Annotated in this window: 18 protein-coding genes, 1 pseudogene and 1 riboswitch; of the genes and pseudogenes, 8 read left to right on the top strand and 11 right to left on the bottom strand. The window is 69.8% G+C overall.

What is annotated here, in order from left to right; all coding sequences use genetic code 11:
- Positions 1 to 2: 2 nt before the first annotated feature.
- The 3 genes from BJ999_RS05185 to BJ999_RS05195 form a co-directional block, all read right to left on the bottom strand.
- Positions 3 to 1,160, bottom strand: a complete 1,158-nt coding sequence (locus BJ999_RS05185) for an ABC transporter ATP-binding protein (protein WP_179832222.1) — start codon at positions 1,158 to 1,160, stop codon at positions 3 to 5.
- A complete protein-coding gene (locus BJ999_RS05190) occupies positions 1,127 to 2,215 on the bottom strand; it encodes an ABC transporter substrate-binding protein (protein ID WP_229810229.1) in 1,089 nt (362 codons plus the stop codon). The genes BJ999_RS05185 and BJ999_RS05190 overlap by 34 nt, the downstream gene beginning before the upstream one ends.
- A gap of 94 nt (positions 2,216 to 2,309) precedes the next feature.
- Positions 2,310 to 2,425, bottom strand: a riboswitch (SAM riboswitch).
- 97 nt (positions 2,426 to 2,522) lie between these two features.
- On the bottom strand, positions 2,523 to 3,488 hold the full coding sequence (locus BJ999_RS05195; RefSeq protein ID WP_218934945.1) for an Lrp/AsnC family transcriptional regulator: 966 nt from the start codon (positions 3,486 to 3,488) through the stop codon (positions 2,523 to 2,525).
- A gap of 112 nt (positions 3,489 to 3,600) precedes the next feature.
- Here BJ999_RS05195 and BJ999_RS05200 point away from each other — a divergent pair, with 112 nt between their 5' ends.
- Positions 3,601 to 4,968, top strand: coding sequence for an FAD-dependent oxidoreductase (locus BJ999_RS05200; protein ID WP_179832225.1), 1,368 nt, complete (start codon positions 3,601 to 3,603; stop codon positions 4,966 to 4,968).
- An 84-nt stretch (positions 4,969 to 5,052) separates the two neighbouring features.
- Here BJ999_RS05200 and BJ999_RS05205 read toward each other — a convergent pair whose 3' ends face one another.
- Complete coding sequence (locus BJ999_RS05205; protein WP_179832226.1) at positions 5,053 to 6,003, bottom strand: NAD-dependent epimerase/dehydratase family protein; 951 nt, start codon at positions 6,001 to 6,003, stop codon at positions 5,053 to 5,055.
- 64 nt (positions 6,004 to 6,067) lie between these two features.
- Between BJ999_RS05205 and BJ999_RS05210 the strand changes: the two genes are divergently transcribed.
- Together BJ999_RS05210 and BJ999_RS05215 are read left to right on the top strand one after the other, a co-directional pair.
- Entirely contained in the window at positions 6,068 to 6,679 is a 612-nt protein-coding gene (locus BJ999_RS05210) for a TetR/AcrR family transcriptional regulator (protein WP_179832227.1), read from the top strand.
- Positions 6,680 to 6,897: 218 nt separating this feature from the next.
- Complete coding sequence (locus BJ999_RS05215) at positions 6,898 to 7,905, top strand: RNA polymerase subunit sigma-70 (protein ID WP_179832228.1); 1,008 nt, start codon at positions 6,898 to 6,900, stop codon at positions 7,903 to 7,905.
- 327 nt (positions 7,906 to 8,232) lie between these two features.
- Here the strand turns inward: BJ999_RS05215 and BJ999_RS05220 are convergent, their stop codons facing one another.
- Positions 8,233 to 8,796, bottom strand: a complete 564-nt coding sequence (locus BJ999_RS05220) for a dihydrofolate reductase family protein (protein ID WP_179832229.1) — start codon at positions 8,794 to 8,796, stop codon at positions 8,233 to 8,235.
- Between the two features lie 568 nt (positions 8,797 to 9,364).
- The gene (locus BJ999_RS05225; RefSeq protein WP_179832230.1) at positions 9,365 to 10,117 is read right to left on the bottom strand and encodes a DeoR/GlpR family DNA-binding transcription regulator; all 753 of its coding nucleotides are present in this window, start codon (positions 10,115 to 10,117) and stop codon (positions 9,365 to 9,367) included.
- A gap of 283 nt (positions 10,118 to 10,400) precedes the next feature.
- Between BJ999_RS05225 and BJ999_RS05230 the strand changes: the two genes are divergently transcribed.
- The gene (locus tag BJ999_RS05230; protein ID WP_179832231.1) at positions 10,401 to 11,525 is read left to right on the top strand and encodes a glycoside hydrolase family 76 protein; all 1,125 of its coding nucleotides are present in this window, start codon (positions 10,401 to 10,403) and stop codon (positions 11,523 to 11,525) included.
- A 90-nt stretch (positions 11,526 to 11,615) separates the two neighbouring features.
- Here BJ999_RS05230 and BJ999_RS05235 read toward each other — a convergent pair whose 3' ends face one another.
- The 3 genes from BJ999_RS05235 to BJ999_RS05245 form a co-directional block, all read right to left on the bottom strand.
- Complete coding sequence (locus BJ999_RS05235) at positions 11,616 to 11,759, bottom strand: hypothetical protein (RefSeq protein ID WP_179832232.1); 144 nt, start codon at positions 11,757 to 11,759, stop codon at positions 11,616 to 11,618.
- The gene (locus tag BJ999_RS05240) at positions 11,756 to 11,980 is read right to left on the bottom strand and encodes a hypothetical protein (RefSeq protein ID WP_179832233.1); all 225 of its coding nucleotides are present in this window, start codon (positions 11,978 to 11,980) and stop codon (positions 11,756 to 11,758) included. The genes BJ999_RS05235 and BJ999_RS05240 overlap by 4 nt, the downstream gene beginning before the upstream one ends.
- Before the next feature lie 990 nt (positions 11,981 to 12,970).
- On the bottom strand, positions 12,971 to 13,540 hold the full coding sequence (locus BJ999_RS05245) for a TIGR03086 family metal-binding protein (RefSeq protein ID WP_179832234.1): 570 nt from the start codon (positions 13,538 to 13,540) through the stop codon (positions 12,971 to 12,973).
- 63 nt (positions 13,541 to 13,603) lie between these two features.
- On the opposite strand from BJ999_RS05245, the gene BJ999_RS43425 reads away from it, so the two are divergent.
- Positions 13,604 to 14,347: an AraC family transcriptional regulator gene (locus BJ999_RS43425; protein WP_218934946.1), complete on the top strand. Its 744-nt coding sequence runs from the start codon at positions 13,604 to 13,606 to the stop codon at positions 14,345 to 14,347.
- A 6-nt stretch (positions 14,348 to 14,353) separates the two neighbouring features.
- A complete protein-coding gene (locus tag BJ999_RS05255; RefSeq protein ID WP_179832235.1) occupies positions 14,354 to 14,878 on the top strand; it encodes a hypothetical protein in 525 nt (174 codons plus the stop codon).
- 181 nt (positions 14,879 to 15,059) lie between these two features.
- Here BJ999_RS05255 and BJ999_RS41765 read toward each other — a convergent pair whose 3' ends face one another.
- Positions 15,060 to 15,305 (bottom strand): transposase, encoded by a 246-nt coding sequence (locus BJ999_RS41765; RefSeq protein ID WP_338070795.1) that lies wholly within the window; start codon positions 15,303 to 15,305, stop codon positions 15,060 to 15,062.
- Between the two features lies 1 nt (position 15,306).
- Positions 15,307 to 15,513: pseudogene (locus tag BJ999_RS41770) on the bottom strand (IS110 family transposase); the annotation flags it as partial.
- 1,241 nt (positions 15,514 to 16,754) lie between these two features.
- Here BJ999_RS41770 and BJ999_RS05270 point away from each other — a divergent pair.
- Together BJ999_RS05270 and BJ999_RS05275 are read left to right on the top strand one after the other, a co-directional pair.
- Positions 16,755 to 17,051, top strand: coding sequence for a hypothetical protein (locus BJ999_RS05270; protein WP_179832236.1), 297 nt, complete (start codon positions 16,755 to 16,757; stop codon positions 17,049 to 17,051).
- Between the two features lie 632 nt (positions 17,052 to 17,683).
- Positions 17,684 to 17,908 carry a carboxymuconolactone decarboxylase family protein gene (locus BJ999_RS05275; RefSeq protein WP_218934948.1) on the top strand — a complete coding sequence of 75 codons (225 nt, stop codon included), beginning with the start codon at positions 17,684 to 17,686 and terminating at the stop codon, positions 17,906 to 17,908.
- Positions 17,909 to 17,914: the final 6 nt, after the last annotated feature.

Consider the following 17,914-nt stretch of genomic DNA (forward strand, 5'->3'; position numbering starts at 1 on the left):
CGCTACCGCCCCGTCCCAGAATCCAGGACGATCAGGTCGGCGGGGTCCCAGCTCGCGGTGACGGCGGTCCCGGTGCCCGGCGGGTCGGCGCTGCCGGCGCCGCTGTCGGCGACGTGCACGGTGAGCACGAGACCGCCCGCCGTCCGCACCTCGACCTGCCAGGCGCCGCCCGTGAACGAGCGGTAGGCGACGGTCCCGGTCACCCCGGTCGCCGCGCCCGTCCCGGCGGCGGGCGCCAGGCGGATCCGTTCGGGCCGGATGGCCACGACGGCCTTGCGCCCGGGGACCGGATCCGGGAGGCCGACCGGCACCGCGAGACCGCCGACGTCCAGGGCAAGGTCCTCGCGGACCGTCCCCTCCAGCACGTTGGCGGCACCGATGAACTGCGCCACGAAACGGCTCGCGGGGCGCCGGTAGACCTCGTCGGGCGTGTCGAGCTGCTCCAGCCTGCCGCCGTTCAGCACCGCGATGCGGTCCGACAGCGACAGCGCCTCCTCCTGGTCGTGGGTGACGAAGACCATGGTCGTGCCGACACTCCGCTGGATCTTGCGGAGCTCCACGCGCATCTCCCGGCGCAGCTTGGCGTCGAGGTTCGACAACGGCTCATCCAGGAGCAGCACCGCCGGGCGGGTGGCCAGGGCGCGGGCGATGGCCACCCGCTGCTGCTGGCCGCCGGACAGCGCCCGTGGGCGCCGGTCGGCGAACTCCTCGAGACCGACCAGGCGCAGCGCCTCGGCGACCCGCTCCGCGCGCTCCCTCTTGGGCACCCGGTGCACCCGCAGCCCGTAGGCGACGTTGCTCGCGACGGACAGGTGCGGGAACAGCGCGTAGTTCTGGAAGACCATGCCGAGTCCTCGCCGGTGAGGTGGCAGGCCGGTGATGTCGGCGCCGTCGACGAGGATGCGACCGCTCTCGGGCGCCACGAACCCGGCGATGGCGTTCAGGAGCGTGGTCTTGCCGCAGCCGCTCGGCCCGAGGATCGACAGGAACTCGCCGCGCCTCACCGACAGCCGGCCCAGGTCCAGGACGCGGTGGCCGTCGTAGCCGGCGGCCAGGCCCTCGATCTCGACGTGCCCGCGCTCGGCGGACCCGGTGGCGGCCGGGACGCCGCCCGCGGGCGCGCCGGTCAGCGGAAGATCTCGTTCCACCGCTGCTGCCATTCGTTCAGCTTCGGCGTGGCGACGTCGTAGTCCACCCAGTTGAACTTCCGGTAGACGTCCGTGCCGTACTTGATCTTCGACTTGAAGGCGGGGCTGTAGTCGATCTTGCTGTTGGAACCCGCGTACCAGTTGCCCTCGGCGAAGGTCTTCTGGTTGGTCGCGTTCGTGACGTACCCGAGGAACCTGTAGGCCAGATCCGTCTTCTTGCTGTCCGCGGTCAGAAAGTAGCTGCTGAGCGCGCCGACCGCGCCGGACCTCGGGTAGGTGAAGCCGACCTTGCTGCCGGCCTGGGCCATCGCGAAGGCCCGCCCGTCCCAGTACGGCACCACCCACGCCTCACCGTTCTGGATGGCGCTCTGCACGGCCGTCGCGTTCGCCGGATAGGACGACACGCAGCCCTTCAGCTGCTCCAGTTGCTTGAACGCCTTGTCGACGGCCGCGGGATCCGACAGCTTTCCACCCTGGCCGGTCACCAGCGCGCTGAAGAACTCCAGTCCGGGGTTGTAGGTCAGCGGCGGAAGCGCCACGTGCCCGCAGAGGTTCTTGTCGAAGATGTCCTGCCAGTCGACCGGTGCCTGCTCGACCTTGTCGGTGCGGTAGAGCAGGCCGGTCGAGCCGATCGTCAACGGGACGCCGTAGCTCTTCCCGGACACCGTGTTCTTCTCGATCTCCACCGGGTCGAGGTCGCTCCAGTTGCCCACCTTCCCGGTCTCCAGCGGCTGGACCAACTTTCCCGCCACGGCCGGCCGGGCCGCGTCGGGGGTCAGCACGACCAGGTCGAACGGCGGGTTCTTGCCGCCCGAGGCGCGCAGCTGGGTCAGCCACTCGGCGTTGGCGCCCGGGACGAGGTTCACCTTGACGCCCGTGTCTCGCTCGAACGGCTCGACGAAGGACTTCTTGAACAGGTCCTCCCACGGCCCCGAGAACACCGTGACCGTCAGTTCCTTCCCGCCGCCCTTGCCCGAGCCGCCGGTGTCGGCGGTGTCCACCCCGCACGCCGCGGCGGCCAGCAGCGCCACCGCGCTGATGACGGCGAACGCCGATCGCCTTTCCACGTCTTGCTCCTCCATGTCCGAGCCGGCACAGCGATGGGTGTGCGGCGAGCGCACGTCACCGTTCCCCGAAACCTCGGGGAACGCGGCCCTTATGGATCCGCGCTTGTCGTCGCATGTCCGGCAGACGACCGTGTCCTCACCCGGAGCACCCCACCGCGGTCGGAGGGTTGCCGCCCAGCAAGCCGGGGCTTGGCGCTGGAACTCGTGACGCGAGGAAACATACCATATAAAAACGGTCGGAATACTCTAATTTGGACGACCGAAGACTCGGGGTGCCGCCGCCGGGCCTCAGGGGGAGGCCCGGGCGCTACTGGATCTCTAGTTGTTTCACCTGATGGATTACGGGGGCCGTCTCTACCTGCTGGATGCCGTCCAGGGCTGCGATGCGGTCGGTCAGGTAGGTGTAGAGGGCGTCGGCGTTGGGACAGACGACCGCGGCGACCAGGTTGCTGGAGCCTGTGGTGGCGGCGACGAAGGCGGCTTCGGGGTGCCGGGCCAGCGCCTTGCCGACCGGTTCGAGGGCCGGTGGGGAGGTAGTCAGCCAGAGCAGCGCGATCGAGCGGTAGCCGAGCAGGCCGGGATCGAGTTGGACGTCGAAGTACAGCGTGCCGGTGGTGCGGAGTCGGTTCAGGCGGCGCCGGACGCTGGGTTCGGACAAGCGTGTGGCCGCCTGCAAGGTGACGTGGCTTGCTCGGCCGTCCTTGCGTAGTTCTGCCAGCAGGGCCTTGTCCAGGTCGTCAGGCTCGGCCGGTCGCCCGGCGGACGGGACGGGTGGCCGCAAAGCCGCGGCCTGGGCGCCCGTCAGAGCGTTGATCTTGGTGAACCAGCCGTCCGGCCCGCCGTAGAAGGTGCGCAGGAGGCGGTGGGCGGTGATGGAGACGATCGCGGGAGTACGGGGCAGTTTCCGGAGCAGCAGCGACTCGGCGGCCTCGTCGTCGGCCGACTCGGTGACGCAGATCAGTTCGGTGCCGCCGGACACCAGCGCGATGAACGAGGTGTCGGGACGGCGGGCGAGTGCGGTCGCGATGGTCAGCGCGGCGTCCGGGGCGCAGCGGAGCCGGACCATCCAGCGCGGTCGTTCGACCGGCGGGGTGCCGAGCCGGCCCAGGATCCGCAGGCCGGCGGAGGAGTGCAGGCGCCGGTACCGGCGCGCGATGGTGTGCGAGGAAACACCCAGCGCGTGCGCGATCGTACTGAACGCCGCGCGGCCGTCGAGTTGCAGCGCCTGGACGAGTTTCAGGTCCAGGTCGTCGACCGTGAGCGAATCCGTCACATGGCTCTCCGTTTCTGCGTCAAAGCGCCGGATCTTTCGGTGACTGTCGCATGAATACCGAGCTCCTGAGGACACTGGCGTCCACATTGGGATCGTTCGGAGGAGGACGTGCATGTGGGACGTGGCGGTTGTGGGCGGCGGGCCGGTGGGGATGTTCCTGGCGGCGGAACTGCGGCGCGGCGGTGTGTCGGTCGTGGTGTTCGAGCGGAGGGCGTCCGCCGCGGCCGGGCATGAGGACGGCGGTGACCGGGGCTTGCAGGCCCGCACGCTGCAACTGCTGGGGCTGCGGGGTCTGCTCGGTGCGGTGCGGGCGCGGGCGGCGGCCGAGGACGGGCCGGGCATCGCGGACTTCACCGGGGCGCCGGGGGACGCGGCACCGCCCGAGATCGCGGAGCTTGTCGAGAGCTGGGGGACGAGCCGGATGAAGGGCCATTTCGCGATGCTCCCGCTGATCGACCGGGACGGGACGCTGTCCGATGTGCCGGGGCAGCTCCAAGTGTGGCAGGACCGGTTGGTCGAGGTGCTGGCCGAGCGGGCGCGCGGGCGCGGAGCGGAGCTGCGCCATGGCCTCGAGGTCACCGGAGTCAGCGACCGCGGGGACCATGTCGATGTCGCTTTCGCGGACGGGACCGGTGAGCAGGCGCTGTGGGTGGTCGGTTGCGATGGTGGGCGCGGGGTCGTTCGCGATGGGTTCGCGTTCGACGAGACCGATCCGGCGATGTTCGTGCTCATGGCGCATGCCTCGCTCGAGCCGACGGGGCTCGTGGAGCCCGGCGTGCACCGGACCCGGGGCGGTCTGATGTTCGTGAACCCGCCGCCGGGCGAGATCGTGGTCGCCGAATTCGACCGGCTCGGGGCGGCCGGGCGCGGTCCGGTGAGCCGGGCGGAGTTCACGGCCGCGGTCCGCCGGGTCAGCGGTGCCGAGGTCACGGTCGGCAGGTTCGACGGAGGAGTCCGTGTCACCGATCATGCCCGCCTGGCGCGGGAGTACCGGCGCGGCCGGGTGCTGCTGGCGGGGGACGCCGCGCACCTGCACTCCCCGATGGGGGGTCAGGGGCTCAACGTCGGGCTACAGGACGCGGCCAATCTCGGCTGGAGGCTCGCCTCCGTCGTCGGTGGCGCCGATGCCGGCCTGCTCGACGGCTACGAGCGTGAGCGGCGTCCTGCCGCCGAGCGTGTCGTCCGCAATACCCTCGCCCAGAGCGCACTTCTGCGCACCGACCCGCACAGTGAGGCACTGCGGGCGGTCGTTGCCGAGCTGATCGAGCTGCCCGAGGCCAAGCGCCACCTCGCAGAGATGGTTTCGGGGACCGCTACCAGGCTTCCCGTGCCGCCCGACAGTCACCCGCTGGCCGGGACGTTCGCCCCGGCTCCGGTTCTGGCCGCGATAGACGATGCCGTCCGGCCCGTCTCCGTGCTCTCCGAGGGGCTGCCGTCCATGGTGGTCCGGCCCGACGGCTACATCGAGTCGGTCTCCTAGCGGGTGAAGAGCGGTGCCCGGCTTCTCGTCCCCCTCGAAGTTCGTCGTGCGAGGGTGGGCCGCGGGCACTGACCGACTGGCCGGTCACGGGGTCGGGTTGGCGCGGAACCAGTCGAGGGTGGCGGTGATGGCGTCGGTGTGCGGTGTCGTAGCGAAAGGACCGAAGGTGGCGGTGAACTTCGAGGTGTCGCTCACGAACGGCCGGTCGCGCTGGTACCAAGTCTCGCCGAGGGCTCGGACGGTCGGGTCGAACAGGCCGATCAGGCGTTGCATCGGGCGTCCGAGCGCCGCGGTCTTGCCGGGCCGGCCAAGCCCGGCGAGCACCAGGTCGAGGAATTCCCTGCCCGTCACGGCCGGCGCCGTCGGCAGGTGCCAGGCCTGGCCGTCCGCCCGCGCGTCGCTGCCGAGCGTCACGAGGCCCCGGGCTATGTCGGGCAGGTAGCTGAGTGTGTGAGGCTCGTCGAGCGACCCGACCCAGCGGGCGGTCTTCCGGCCGAGCGCCGCCGCGAACACCGTCGGGCCGACGACGGTGTTGACGCCGCCGGGGCCGTAGTAGTCGGAGGCTCTGCCGAGGGCGACGCGCAGTTCGCCGGAGCGGTGGGCGGCCAGCAGCGCCTCGGCCATCGCGGCGCGTGTCCGCCCTTTGGGGTTGCGGGCGGCGTAGGGCAGGTCCTCGGTCAGGGCCCCGTCGACGGGGCCGTACATGTACAGGTTGTCGGCGAAAACCAGCTTGGCGCCGGCGGCGGCCGCGCCCTGGCGCACCGCGTCGGTCATGTGGGGGAAGTCTTCCACCCATCGGACGTACGCAGGGGCGGCGCAGTGGTAGACGACCTCGGCCCCGGCGCAGGCGGCCTTGGCGCCCACGACAGTGGTGATGTCGCCTTGATGGACCTCGATGCCATGCAGCGCCGGCACCCGGCCGCTGCGGTTGACCGCGCGGACGCGATGCCCCCGGGAGACGAGCTCGCGAACCACAGAGCCGCCGACGGCCCCTCCAGCGCCGAGGACGACATGCAGATCAGTTGCAGCGGGCACAGCGGCCTCCCGGGGGACAATTTAAGAACACTGTTATGGAACACTGTTGCGATACGATTGTCAAATGGCCCGCCCACGTGCCCGCGACTACGACGAACTGCGCCAGGACCTCCTGGACGCCGCCGGACGACTACTCGCCCAGGAAGGCCCGCAGGCGCTGAGCACCAGGCGCCTGGCTCGAGAGGTCCGTACCTCCACCACGGCCGTCTACAACCTCTACGGCGACAAGGCCGGCTTGCTGCGCGCGATGTTCTTGCAAGGGTTCGCCCGGCTTGCCGACACGTTCGCCGCAGTACCGACCGACGGCGACCCTGAGACCGACCTGATGGCCCTCGGACAGGCCTACCGGACCGCCGCCCTGGCCAACCCGCACCTGTACGAGTTGATGTTCGGCCGCCCCATCGCCGACTTCCGGCCGGACGAAGCGGCCCTGGCCCAGATCCAGGGCACGTTCGACACACTGGTCCGCGCGGTCGCACGATGCATCGACTCGGGCTGGTTCGCCCCGGCCGACCCCCACGACGTGGCCGCGCACCTCAACGCCCTGGTGCACGGCCTGGCCAGCCTCGAACTTCTCGGCTCCCTCGGCCCCCGCACCCAGGCCGACCGCTACTGGCGCATCGCGCTGGAGGCGGCCTTCCGCGGCCACCGAGCCCCGATGCCGGGGTCGCCGTAGCCGCTGGGGCCACTCCCCACCCGCCATGGATGATGCCCGCAGCCTTCAGATCGGAGGGATCGACGACCAGGCCGGTCTCCTCTTTCAGTTCCCGGGCTGCGGTGGCGGTCGCGACTTCGCCCCGAACGGCCCGGTGCCAGCTGCTTCACCGATCAGTAATCCTTCGCCACGTCGTCAGTTCTGGTAGCCCCTCGCCACTCGCGGAAGGATTGACGACCATGACCGACGCCAGACTGCTGGGCGCCGACAAGGCCGCGTTCATCGCGGCGGCCCGATCGAATGACACGGCACAGTTCGCGCTCATCACGGAGCGCTACCGGCGTGAGCTGCAGGTGCACTGCTACCGGATGCTCGCGAACTACGAGGACGCCCAGGACATGACGCAGGAGACGTTCCTGCGGGCGTGGAACAAGCGGGAGTCGTTCAGGGGCCACGCTGCACTGCGGACCTGGCTGTACCGGATCGCGACGAACACCTGCCTCGACTTCCTGGAGAAGCGCAACGACCGCACACCCGTGCCTGCCGAGCTGCCGGACGCGGGCTCGGAAGTGCTCTACCTGCAGCCCTACCCGGACCGGATGCTCCCGGAGGACCCGCAGGAAGCGGTGGTGGCGCGGGAGACGATCGAGCTGGCCTTCATCGTGGCCGTCCAGCACCTGCCGCCGCGGCAGCGGGCGGTGTTCATCCTGCGCGACGTCCTCGGCTGGCCGGCGTCGAAGGCCGCGGGCGCCCTCGAACTGACCGTCGCATCGGTGACCAGCGCACTGCAGCGGGCGCGCGTGACGATGCGCGAGCAGCTGCCCGACCGCCGCCTCGACTGGCGGAGCCCCGCGACGCACGAGCTGTCGAATGACGAGCGCGGCGTGGTGAAGTCGTACATCGACGCCCACGAGCGCAACGACCTCGACGGGCTGACGGCCCTGCTGCGCGACGACCTGCGCTTCGCGATGCTGCCCGAGCCGGACACCTTGACCGTCACGGCCAGGGACGCGGTGGACGGCTGGGTCTCCGGTGGGCTCTTCCAGCGCGGCCACGACGACTGGCGGTGCATCGCCACGACGGTCAACCGCATGCCTGCCGCCGTGCTGTACCTCCGCGCCCCCGACGACACGGAACACCGTTTGCTGAACATCGCGGTCCTGCACATCGTCGACGGGAAGATCGCCGAGCTCACCGGATTCGACGCCACCGACAAACCATGGCTGAGCCTGCCCGCGACGCTGTGATCAGACGAGTCCCCGTCGTCGACGAGTCCAGCGCATGGGCCGGCGTCACCGAAGTCACCGCGGAATGAGCACCCCGACCAGCTGAACAGCAACGCGGCAGGGCGAACACCACCGCCCCGCCGGCGTTGCCGGCGGGGCATCTTCACGCCCGAAGAACGCCGTCACTATCAAGGACGCCGTCGTCCTCATCTTCAGCGAGTCGGTCAACAGCTCACCTCGGAACGCAAGGAAGGGCCCGGGGAAGGGTTCCCTCATAGCCGAGGGCCACGGTGAGCACGCCGGGAAGGACTTCGACCCGGCCTTACGAGCCGGGCATTTGGCCCGTGCTCATCGCCTCGTCTCGTATCGGGTCAGCACCACGCCGCCGGGAAATGTCCGCGTCTCGACCAGGTTCAGGTTCACCCAGTTGTCCAGCGCGGTGAAGAACGGCGTGCCGCCGCCGACCAGGACCGGGTGGGTGACGATCGCGTATTCGTCGATCAGCCCGGCCCGCATGGCCGCCGCGGCGAGTGTGGCGCCGCTGATGTCCATCGGGCGGCCGTCCTCGGCCTTGAGCCGGGTGATCTCGGTGACCGCGTCGCCGGTGACCAGGCGGGTGTTCCAGTCGACCTTGTCGATCGTGGAGGAGAACACCACCTTCGGCATGTCCCGCCAGCGGCGGGCGTACTCGATATGCGCCGGTGTGGCGCCGGGCTGCTGGTCGGCGGTCGGCCAGTGGGGGCTCATCGTCTCCCACAGTCTGCGCCCGTACAGGGCCAGGCCGGTCGCTGCCACCCGGTCGGACCACCACTGGAACAGCTCGTCGCTCGGCGCGCTCCAGCCGATGTCGTCGCCGGGCGCGGCGATGTAGCCGTCCAGGCTCAGGTTCATGCCGTAGGTCAGTTTCCGCATCGTGTCAGCCTCCTGCGAGTCGATCTCACACGTACAGACGGGCGCGGCGCGGAAACCTAATCGGTGCGCGATCCGCGTCCACAGGTGGTCCTCGCGTTCCGGACTCAGCACGGCGTCGGCGGACTCGAGCACCACCGACCGGATCTCGATTTCACCCTCGCAAACGCCTGTCACACAGCTACAGCGCCGGGCCCTCTCGCCGCGCAGGAGATCGCCGAGCTGTCCCCACATTCTTGTGTTTGCCCTGGTCACAGGTAGTGGGTCGCGTGGGACTCGAACCCGCAACCTACGGATTAAAAGTCCGAAACTGCCGTATCGGAGCGGCATGCTCAGTGTCGGCCTGTGTCGATCTGTCCCCATCGAGCCCGATATTCGTGCTGCACGGTGCCGCCGCGTGCCGATCCGGTTCGGAACCGCCGAGCCGACAACGAGCCGACATAGGCCGTTAGCGATTTTGTGGGTTGCTCGTCGGCAACCCTGCCTGACCAGCATGGATGGAGTTTTCGGCAGCGCACTCCCAGAAAGCGACGTCTGAACAGCCGCAGCGGTTCAGCGGACGCCGAGCACTTCACACCTCCAGCACCTGCACTCCGGCATCCGCGAGGGCCGCCCCCGTGTCCGGATCGACCGGAGCGTTCGTGATGACCACGTCCAGGTCGGTGGCATCGCAGACCTTCGCCATGCCGGTGCCCGGGAACTTGCCGACGTCGGCGACGAGGACCACCTGCCCGCTGGCCGCGATCATGGCTCGTTTGACCGGCACCTCGACCACCGTCGTGTCCATGACGGTTCCGGTCGGCCGTATCCCGCTGGTGCCGAGGACGAGCCGGTCCGCGTGGATCTGCCGCAGGTTGTCCTCCGTCAGGTAGCCCACGAGCGACCGGTAGTCACGGCGCAGCATGCCGCCGAGAACGACGAGTTGGACGTGCTGGTCGTCGGCCAGCGTCTCGACCACCGGGAGGCTGCTGGTGACGACCGTCAGCGCCCGGCCCCGTAGGTTCCGCGCCACCATGTGCGCGGTCGTGCCGATGTCGAGCAGCACGGTCTCGCCGTCCTGGATCAGCTCGGCGCAGCGCAGCGCGACGGCGTCCTTCTCGGCGGGCCGGACCTCGGCGACGTCCGTGAAGGGGTCGTCATGGCCCTCGACCGGCATCGCACCGCCGTGCACTCGTTTGAGCAGGCCCTCCTCGTCGAGCTTTTGCAGATCGCGGCGTATGGTGGCGAGGCTCGCCGCCAAGCGCTCGGCCAGCGTCTCCACCGTCACCGGCCCTTCGGAGCGCAGGACGCGGAGGATCAGCTCATGGCGTCGGTCCCGGAGCATGCGTCGACCGTACTCGCGCAAGACCGATCACCACCAGACATTCTCCATCACGCTCCTGCGCGTCGGCTCTCGTGGGCGGACGAGCCGACGTGCGCTCCCCACCTCCCCCGCCGTCGCGGCGAACCAACCGACGCCTCCGTCAATTTCAAGCAAGAGCGCTCACATATGTGAACGATCCTGCCGACTCTTGCACGTCTCGTTCCGCCCGGGGCACAATTCAGCGCACTGCCCGCCCGGGCGGAGGCCATGGGCTGGGACGCCTCGTTGCCATGGAGGGTGCGCGATGACCGGACTGAAGCGACGTACGGGAAAGGGCCTGGTCTCCCTCGTGACGGGCGCCGTGCTGGCGCTCGCCGTGGGCACGTCCGCCGCAAGCGCGGACGCGGGCGAGGACAGGACCGCGCGGGCCCGTGCCACATCGGCCGTCGACGCGATGATGGGGTTCTACGACCAGGCGAGCGGACGCTGGCAGCCCGAGAGCCCCTGGTGGCAGTCGGGCAACGCGCTCCAAGCGCTCCTCGACTACATGGCGCGGACCCGCTCGACCCACTACCTGCCCCAGGTGAAGAACACCATCGAGCTCCAGCGCAAGCCGCTGCCCTGGTGGCCGCAGGGCGGCGGCGAGTTCCGCGCGGACTCCACCGACGACACCGGCTGGTGGGCGCTGGCGATGGTCCGCATGTACGACCTCACCCGCGACACCAGGTACCTGAAGATCGCCGAGACCGACGAGGCGTACATGCGCCGGTACTGGGACGACACCTGCGGCGGCGGCATCTGGTGGGACCTGCCCGGGAAGACCTACAAGAACGCCATCAGCAACGAGCTCTACCTCAAACTGGCCGCCTCCCTGCACAACCGGATCCCGGGCGACACCGAGTACCTCGCCCACGCGCGCCAGGCCTGGCGCTGGTTCGCCCGCAGCGGGATGATCAACGGATCCCACCTTGTCAACGACGGCCTGGCGACGCAGAGCGGAGACTGCGGCAACAACGGCGGCACCACCTGGACGTACAACCAGGGCGTGATCCTGGGCGGCCTGACGGAGCTGCACCGCGCCACCGGCGACCCGTCCCTGCTCGCCACCGCCCGGCGGATCGCCGACGCCGTGACCACCGACCCGGGCCTGTCACCGCGCGGAATCCTCACCGAACCCTGCGAGGCCGCCGCCACGTGCAACTCCGACCAGGCGGCGTTCAAGGGCATCTTCGCGCGGAACCTCGCCGAACTCGACCGCGTGCTCCCCGGCCACCCGTACCGGAACTACCTGACGACCCAGGCCCGCTCCGCCTTCACCTACGACCGGAACAACGCCGACCAGTACGGCCTGCGCTGGACGGGCCCGTTCGACCAGGCCGACATCGCCCGCCAGGAGTCCGCCGTAAGCCTGCTCACCGCCGTCCTGTAAGCACTGAGCGAACGGACTCGCCCGCTCACGACGAAGTCGCCACATCCGCCACGCCATGTGAACACCGGCCGGCGGATGTGGCGATGGCGTTCAGGCGCCCGCGCTGGTCAGCAGCCCGTCGATGAGCTGTGCGAAGGCCTCGCGATGGGCGCGACGGTGTCCGCGGTCGGCCAGGTACTGCATGGTGATGCCTTCGATGATCACGAACCCGCGCGCGAGCGACAGCGGGGTCATCGCCAGGGATTTTGCCTGCGGTGGGGAAGCACCTGGACATCGTCCAGTTCCACGACCAGTAACCGCGCGATCGTCCGGTTCGCGTCGTCGACGCCGAAGTCCACCCGGCGCGGTTCGGGGATACCTGCCCCTGCCGGGAACACGTCGCCGGTCACGGCTACTGGGCGGGCGGCGCCCACGACGGGCACCACGGCGCCGTGCTTGCGGATGCTCGGGCACATCCGGGACGCCGTCCGCCAGCATGACGTGCACGTCGGGGAGTTCGTTGTCGCCGGCGTCATGCCGTCCGGGCCGGTGACCGCCTGCGCCCAGAAGGTCGCCGCCGCTGCCGGGGGAGCTCGTGCCTCCTTGGCTCGCGGCTGTGCTGTCGTGTTGGGTAGGCCAGTCTGTCGCCGTCCGTGATGGTCAAGGCATCGACAGGCCGCCAACCCTGACCTCATGAGAAGAGCGAAAGCGGCGGCCGCGCGTTGGGCAGCAGGTGCCCGCGGTTGGCGGCCGAGCGCAGCCACGGCGGCTGGTACCTGCGACTGGAACTGGGGACCGGGACGGATGGTCGTCGGCGCCGTGTCCGCCGTGGCGGTTTCCAGACCCGTAAGTCCGCGCTAGAGGCGTTGGTGCGGTTGCGTGGCCCGGCCGGGAGTCCGCTTACGGTGGCCGAGTGGCTGCGGCGCGCGAGCAGCTCGGCGCGGGAACTCGGCCTTGCCCTCCGCCAGGATTGGGCGGATAGGGGGATGTTCGGCTTGGCCTGCGTGCATGGCGGCCCCAGGGCGGCCTCAGCCCGGCCCCAGACATGATCACCAACGGTCGGCAGAAACCGCGTTCCCCCTGGTCGGGGGTGGCGGGTCGCGTGGGACTCGAACCCACAACCTACGGATTAAAAGTCCGAAGCTGTCGTAGCACTGCGGCACTCTCAGTGTCGTCCTGTGCTGATCTGTCCGCATCGAGCCCGATCTCCGTGCCGCACGATGCCGCCGCGTGCTGATCCGTTTCGGAACCGCCGACGACGAGCCGACATGGGCTGTCGACGACCTTGTGGCTTCGTCTCCAGCGGATCCACCTGACCTGCGTGGCCGGAGCTTCTCGGCATGCGCGGCGTTGTTGACGGTGCGGGGGCCGACGGACGGGGAGGAGTAGCGGCGGCATGGACGCGGTGCCGCCGCTCCACGCTTCGACAGTTCGCAGCAGGTGGGACCGACATCACCGGTCAGGCGCTACGTCCAGGCGGGATCACGGCCGGTCAGGCCGAGGATGCGGTCGAAGGCGGGTGCGTCTGCCGGCACCGCTACCTGCGGTCCGTACATGCCCATCTCCCGCCCCTGCTCCACGCCGGCGGACACCGTGTCGTGCAGGTGCGCCAGCAGGTCGGCGGGCAGTTCCAGCCGCTGCCCCGTCGCGACCGACAGGTCCCAGGCGTGCAGGGCCAGCTCGCCGACGATCATGTCGCCAAGGACGGGCGCGGGCAGCGTATGCGGCGTGCCCATGCTCGTCTCGCCCTCCCAGGCGCTCGGCGGCGCCCACGACGAGGTGATGTCGTCCAGCAGGTCGAGCAGGCGGCCGCGCCAGTCGCCGGCCGCCAGGTCCACCTCGGACTCGGCGGACGCCGGCTGCGGAACGGACTCCTTGCGGCCGCCGCCGGCGAGCGACGGCCCCCAGAACAGGAGGTGGTTGACCAGTGCCCGCACGTCGTACTCGGTGCACGGAGTCTTGTCGGCGAGCTGGTCGTCGGTGATGGCGCGGACGACTGCGGCCATGGCCTCGGCAGCGTCGGACAGATGTGACATGGCGGCGACGCTAGGGGACCCGGGCCGGGGGGTATTGGACAAAGGCGACATACACTCTGCCGTGTGGAGCGGGACGTTCGTGAGCTGCGCGGTGCGTGGACCAGGTATCAGCACCACGCGTTCCACGACCCGTCGCCGGCGCTCGCGCCATGGGTGGAGCGGTACTGGGAGGCTCGCTGGGACTACGCCGAGTCCTACCGGCAGAAGATCGTGCCGTACCCGAACGTGCACCTGTCGTTCGGCGGTGGCCGCGCGGACGTCAACGGCGTGTGCAGCGGCTACCGGATCAAGGTCCTCGAGGGCCGCGACCAGGTCTTCGGCGTCGCGTTCCGGCCGGGCTGCTTCCGCCCGTTCCTCGGCGCCTCCGTCTCGACGATCACCGACCGCGTCGTCCCGGCGACCGAGGTGTTCGGCCCAGACCTGCCCACGACGCTCGATGTGCCGACCGTGGAAGCTTTCCTGCTGGAACACCTGCCGGACGACGACCCTCGGGTGCGCCAGGCGGTGGCCGCGGTCGAGCTGATCGCCGAGGACAAGGCCGTGACCAGGGTCGAGCACCTCGCCGGCGTGCTCGGGCTGAGCATGCGGGGGCTGCAACGGCTTTTCGCGGAGTACGTCGGCATCGGGCCCAAGTGGGTGATCCGCCGCTATCGCCTGCATGAGGTGACCGCACGCATGGCCGCCGGCGGGGCGATCGACTGGGCCGCGTTGGCGGCCGACCTCGGCTACGTCGACCAGGGCCACTTCATCCGCGACTTCAAGGGCATGTTCGGCGAGCAACCGACCTGGTACGCGCAGCGGTATTAGGGCAAGATGACGCCACTCCTCCTCATCCAGGGCTTGTTGCTCGATCATCACGGCTGGGATTCCGCGGAAGGCGACGTCGACGACAGACCCGTGGTCGTCATGAATCATCGCGGCACGGGCGCAAGTGACGACCACTTCCCGGGCGACTGGTCGATGTCAGGCTTCGCCCGGCGTGCCGTCTCGGTGCTCGATGTGGCAGGCATCCAGCGAGCGATGGTCTACGGCACTCATGGGCGGGTGCGTCGCGCAGTGGCTCGGCGCTCTGTACCCCCGGCCGGGTGGCGGCGCTGGTGCTCGGCTCGGCCGCCGTCGGTGACGAAACCGGCGTTGCCCGTCCGCAGCACGCGACGGCCGCCCTCAACTCAGGAGACGGCGCGCGGCTGTCCCGCGCTCTTCTACACCGATGCCTGGTTGGCCGGGCGTCCGGACACCGCGACATCGGTGCTCCCGTTCCCATCCCCGTCCTCCGCCGCCGCGATGGGTGCCCATCTCGCCGCCGTCGCATCTCACGACGGTCTGGTGTCCGCTTAGTGCGTGTTTGAGAAGGATCTTGTTATTGGTATTCGAGGGGGCGTGGGTCTTGGCGGACGGCGGGCTTTCCGCTGCGGGCCAGGCGGCAGGTCATGAGGCCGATGGCGGCCCAGCGGATCATGGCTTCGCTGGTGGCGGGGTGGCGTTCGTAGTCGCGGGCCAGACGTCGGTGCGCAGTGAGTCAGGCCAGCGTGCGTTCGACCGCCCACCGGCGGGGCAGCACCGCAAACCCTTTCTGATCTGCGGGTTTGCGGACGATGTCGATCGTTGTGTGCAGGGTCTGGGCGGCCCATCCGACAAGCCGTCCGGCGAAACCGGCGTCGGCGAACACGAACCGGCAGGTGGGCGAGGTCAGATACAGCCCCAACAGCGCGCCCTTGGCGCCGTCGCGGTCCTGGACGCTCGCAGCGCACGCGGTCACCGTGATCAGCGACAAGCAGGCCGCGTGGGGTCTCGATGGCGACCGGGATCGGGTCGGCTGGGTTGTCGCCGGCGTCGGCGAGGAGTTGGAGTAGTTCGGCGAAGCCCTCGGCGGAGTCGTTGATCCGGCGTTTGGTCACCAGTTCGCCGGCCTGGTCGACTATGGCGATGTCATGGTGGGCCTCGGCCCAATCGATCCCGCAGAACACCCTCACGCAGGCTCATCCCTTCGTTCATCCTCGGTAATGTCGCTGTGGGTCTGGCCTGGCAGGGAACGCGCAGCGCTCAATAACAAGGCTCGTGGCCTGGCCTCCGATGGAGCCGTTCGCGATCCCAGCAACCCGCGCGGGCCTCTGTCTTGAGCCAGAGCTCATAGGCTCGGATGAGGATGAGAGGGTGACCGCGCCGGCGCTCGAACCACGATCAGCAACCTGCCGTACCCCGCCTGGGTGGCGGACCTGAACGCGCCAAATCCGCCACCGAGGCAGGGCTGCGCCGTGCCGGTCTTGCTTGAGGCCTCGCTGTGCCCGATGTAGATCAGGCATCGACGCGTCGAACGGGATGCGGCGCCTTTCACCACGACCCACGTTCGAGCCTTATCAGATGTAGGGGCCCGGCCGGAATGCGCCGGGAAGGGATCATCGCGCAGGACAGAAGGTTGGAGCGGATGTGCGCTTTCGGCCGCTTCAAGCATGCGGCCGGAACCTCGTCGTCCTCCGCCTTGATGCGCTGAGCTGCGAAGACAGTGCGGAGGAGAACGGACAGAGCCCGGCTTGTGTCCTGCGCCGCCGGAGTCATGGACGCGCCGCCCCCCAACCCGGTCAGCGAAGACGTCCGCCCGGTCATCGACGAGGAGGACCCGTCCACCGCGACCCCGATTCTGAAAGAGACGAGTCGCCGCGGTGCTCACCGCCGCCCGGTCCACCGCACCTCCCGCCGCGCACCCTGCCGACCCGCCCGATGCCCCGAGTCGAACGCCGCGGGCCGCGCGCAGCTGCGGGATCTGACGCTGACCAGGGCCGGGTCACTCAAGCCGCCGCCAGCACCGCCTCGATGTGGCCGCGCTGCTCCTCGGTCAGCTTCGGCGCCAAGTCTGCGGCATCGGGGGGCGACGGTGTCGCCGGGCGCGACCGCGCCCGGTCGCTGACGCCCGGTTCCGCGAGGAGCGCTCCGCCCCGCCGGGGACACAGATCTCGGCCCAGGGTTTCGAGAGCATCAGGATGCCCTCGGCCCGGGGGAAGTGATCATCTATGGTGGATCACCGTAGGGGAACCGAGTGACACCCACCCCGCGTCCGGCAGATACCGCAGGTCACGCTCACCTCGCGAACCGTCCGGGACGGCTCGCGGGCGAACGGAACGGCCCAGTCGCCGCGGAAGCGAGTGAACGGGGCGGCGACCGACAACCTGCGTAGCGCTTTGAGCGCGCGCTCGTGCTCACGGCGGGCCCTGGCGCGGTGGTGCTGGCCGCTGCGGGGCTGGATCGTCTCGGCCTGGCGGACACCGCCACCCAGCGGCTCCCCGCCGAGGACTTCCTGCCCGATCCCGGCCAGGGCGCGCTGGCGATCCAGGTCCGCCGCGACGACAGCCTCCTTGCCGAGCTGTCGAGGGCCGGGGACGCCGTCGCGGTCCGCGCGGAACGCGGGACGATGTATGCCTTGCTTGGCGGGTGCACCCTGCCGATCGGCGCCGAGCACACGTCGGCAGGCTTGCGTCTCACCGGGTGTGTCACCGCCCTCGACGGCCGCCACTAGGTCCGCGCCTCCCGTAATGGCGCGCCGGGTGAATCTCCGGAGCTGCTCGGTGCTCGACTGGCCGACCTGCTGCGTGCCCACGGCGCCGATGACCTGCTGCATCGAGCAGAGGAGTAAGAGTCCGCCCCTGCTCGGCAGGAAGCCGCGGTCCAGGCGGTTCTAACCGGGGGAGTGGTGTCAGGTGTCGCAACGGCGTCACCGACGAGGGCCGTTCTCCTGGATGTAGGCACAGTGCGCAGCACGTCGCTCTTGCTCGTCTGGAGCAGCTTCCAGTGCACGGCTGCCGCGCCGGACAGCGAGTCGGTGTTGCTGGAGTGGGCTGTCTCTTCGGGCTAGGGAAGAGGAGGTCGTGCCAGTAGCGGATGCTGGCCGGCGCCGCGTCGGCCCTGTCCAGGATGATGCCGAGGACACGGCTGGCGTAGGTCGGGTCCTCGGGCTAGGCATTTGTCCATTGTGGCCAACCGGCACTGACCAGCTTCCGATGGTCCTTGAATGACAGGTCGTGAGAGGACGAATGAGGCGTGGTCTGGTGCGGGCGAACCGGCGCTGGATTCTGGCGCGGGAGCGGCGCGAGGCCCGGCCATTGCGGGTGCGGCCGTTGGCGGCCGGGTTCTGGATGTTGGCGGCAGCCGGTGCCGCCGCGCTGGCCCTGGCCGAGGAGGGCCCGCATCGCCGACGCCCACCCCGGCGTGTCCGACGAGACCTGGGCGAAGGCCCGCGAGCACTACGACGACGACCAGATTGCCGCCCTGCTCTCCCTGATCGCCGTGATCAACGCCAGCAACAGGCTCAACGTGATGGTCCGCAACCCGGGAGGCTCCTACCGGCCCGGCCAGTTCGCCGACATGGCGACCTGACCGGCA

The organism is Actinomadura citrea (genome assembly GCF_013409045.1).
GTDB lineage: Bacteria > Actinomycetota > Actinomycetes > Streptosporangiales > Streptosporangiaceae > Spirillospora > Spirillospora citrea.

Excerpts from the sequence above, each read along its gene's own strand:
- BJ999_RS05185 (WP_179832222.1), bottom strand. The coding sequence starts at position 1,160 with ATGGCAGCAGCGGTGGAACGAGATCTTCCGCTGACCGGCGCGCCCGCG.
- BJ999_RS05240 (WP_179832233.1), bottom strand. The coding sequence starts at position 11,980 with ATGTGCCCGAGCATCCGCAAGCACGGCGCCGTGGTGCCCGTCGTGGGC.
- BJ999_RS05200 (WP_179832225.1), top strand. The coding sequence starts at position 3,601 with ATGTGGGACGTGGCGGTTGTGGGCGGCGGGCCGGTGGGGATGTTCCTG.
- BJ999_RS05245 (WP_179832234.1), bottom strand. The coding sequence starts at position 13,540 with ATGTCACATCTGTCCGACGCTGCCGAGGCCATGGCCGCAGTCGTCCGC.
- BJ999_RS05235 (WP_179832232.1), bottom strand. The coding sequence starts at position 11,759 with ATGACCCCGCTGTCGCTCGCGCGCGGGTTCGTGATCATCGAAGGCATC.
- BJ999_RS05225 (WP_179832230.1), bottom strand. The coding sequence starts at position 10,117 with ATGCTCCGGGACCGACGCCATGAGCTGATCCTCCGCGTCCTGCGCTCC.
- BJ999_RS05230 (WP_179832231.1), top strand. The coding sequence starts at position 10,401 with ATGACCGGACTGAAGCGACGTACGGGAAAGGGCCTGGTCTCCCTCGTG.
- BJ999_RS05255 (WP_179832235.1), top strand. The coding sequence starts at position 14,354 with ATGACGCCACTCCTCCTCATCCAGGGCTTGTTGCTCGATCATCACGGC.
- BJ999_RS05220 (WP_179832229.1), bottom strand. The coding sequence starts at position 8,796 with ATGCGGAAACTGACCTACGGCATGAACCTGAGCCTGGACGGCTACATC.
- BJ999_RS05210 (WP_179832227.1), top strand. The coding sequence starts at position 6,068 with ATGGCCCGCCCACGTGCCCGCGACTACGACGAACTGCGCCAGGACCTC.
- BJ999_RS05215 (WP_179832228.1), top strand. The coding sequence starts at position 6,898 with ATGACCGACGCCAGACTGCTGGGCGCCGACAAGGCCGCGTTCATCGCG.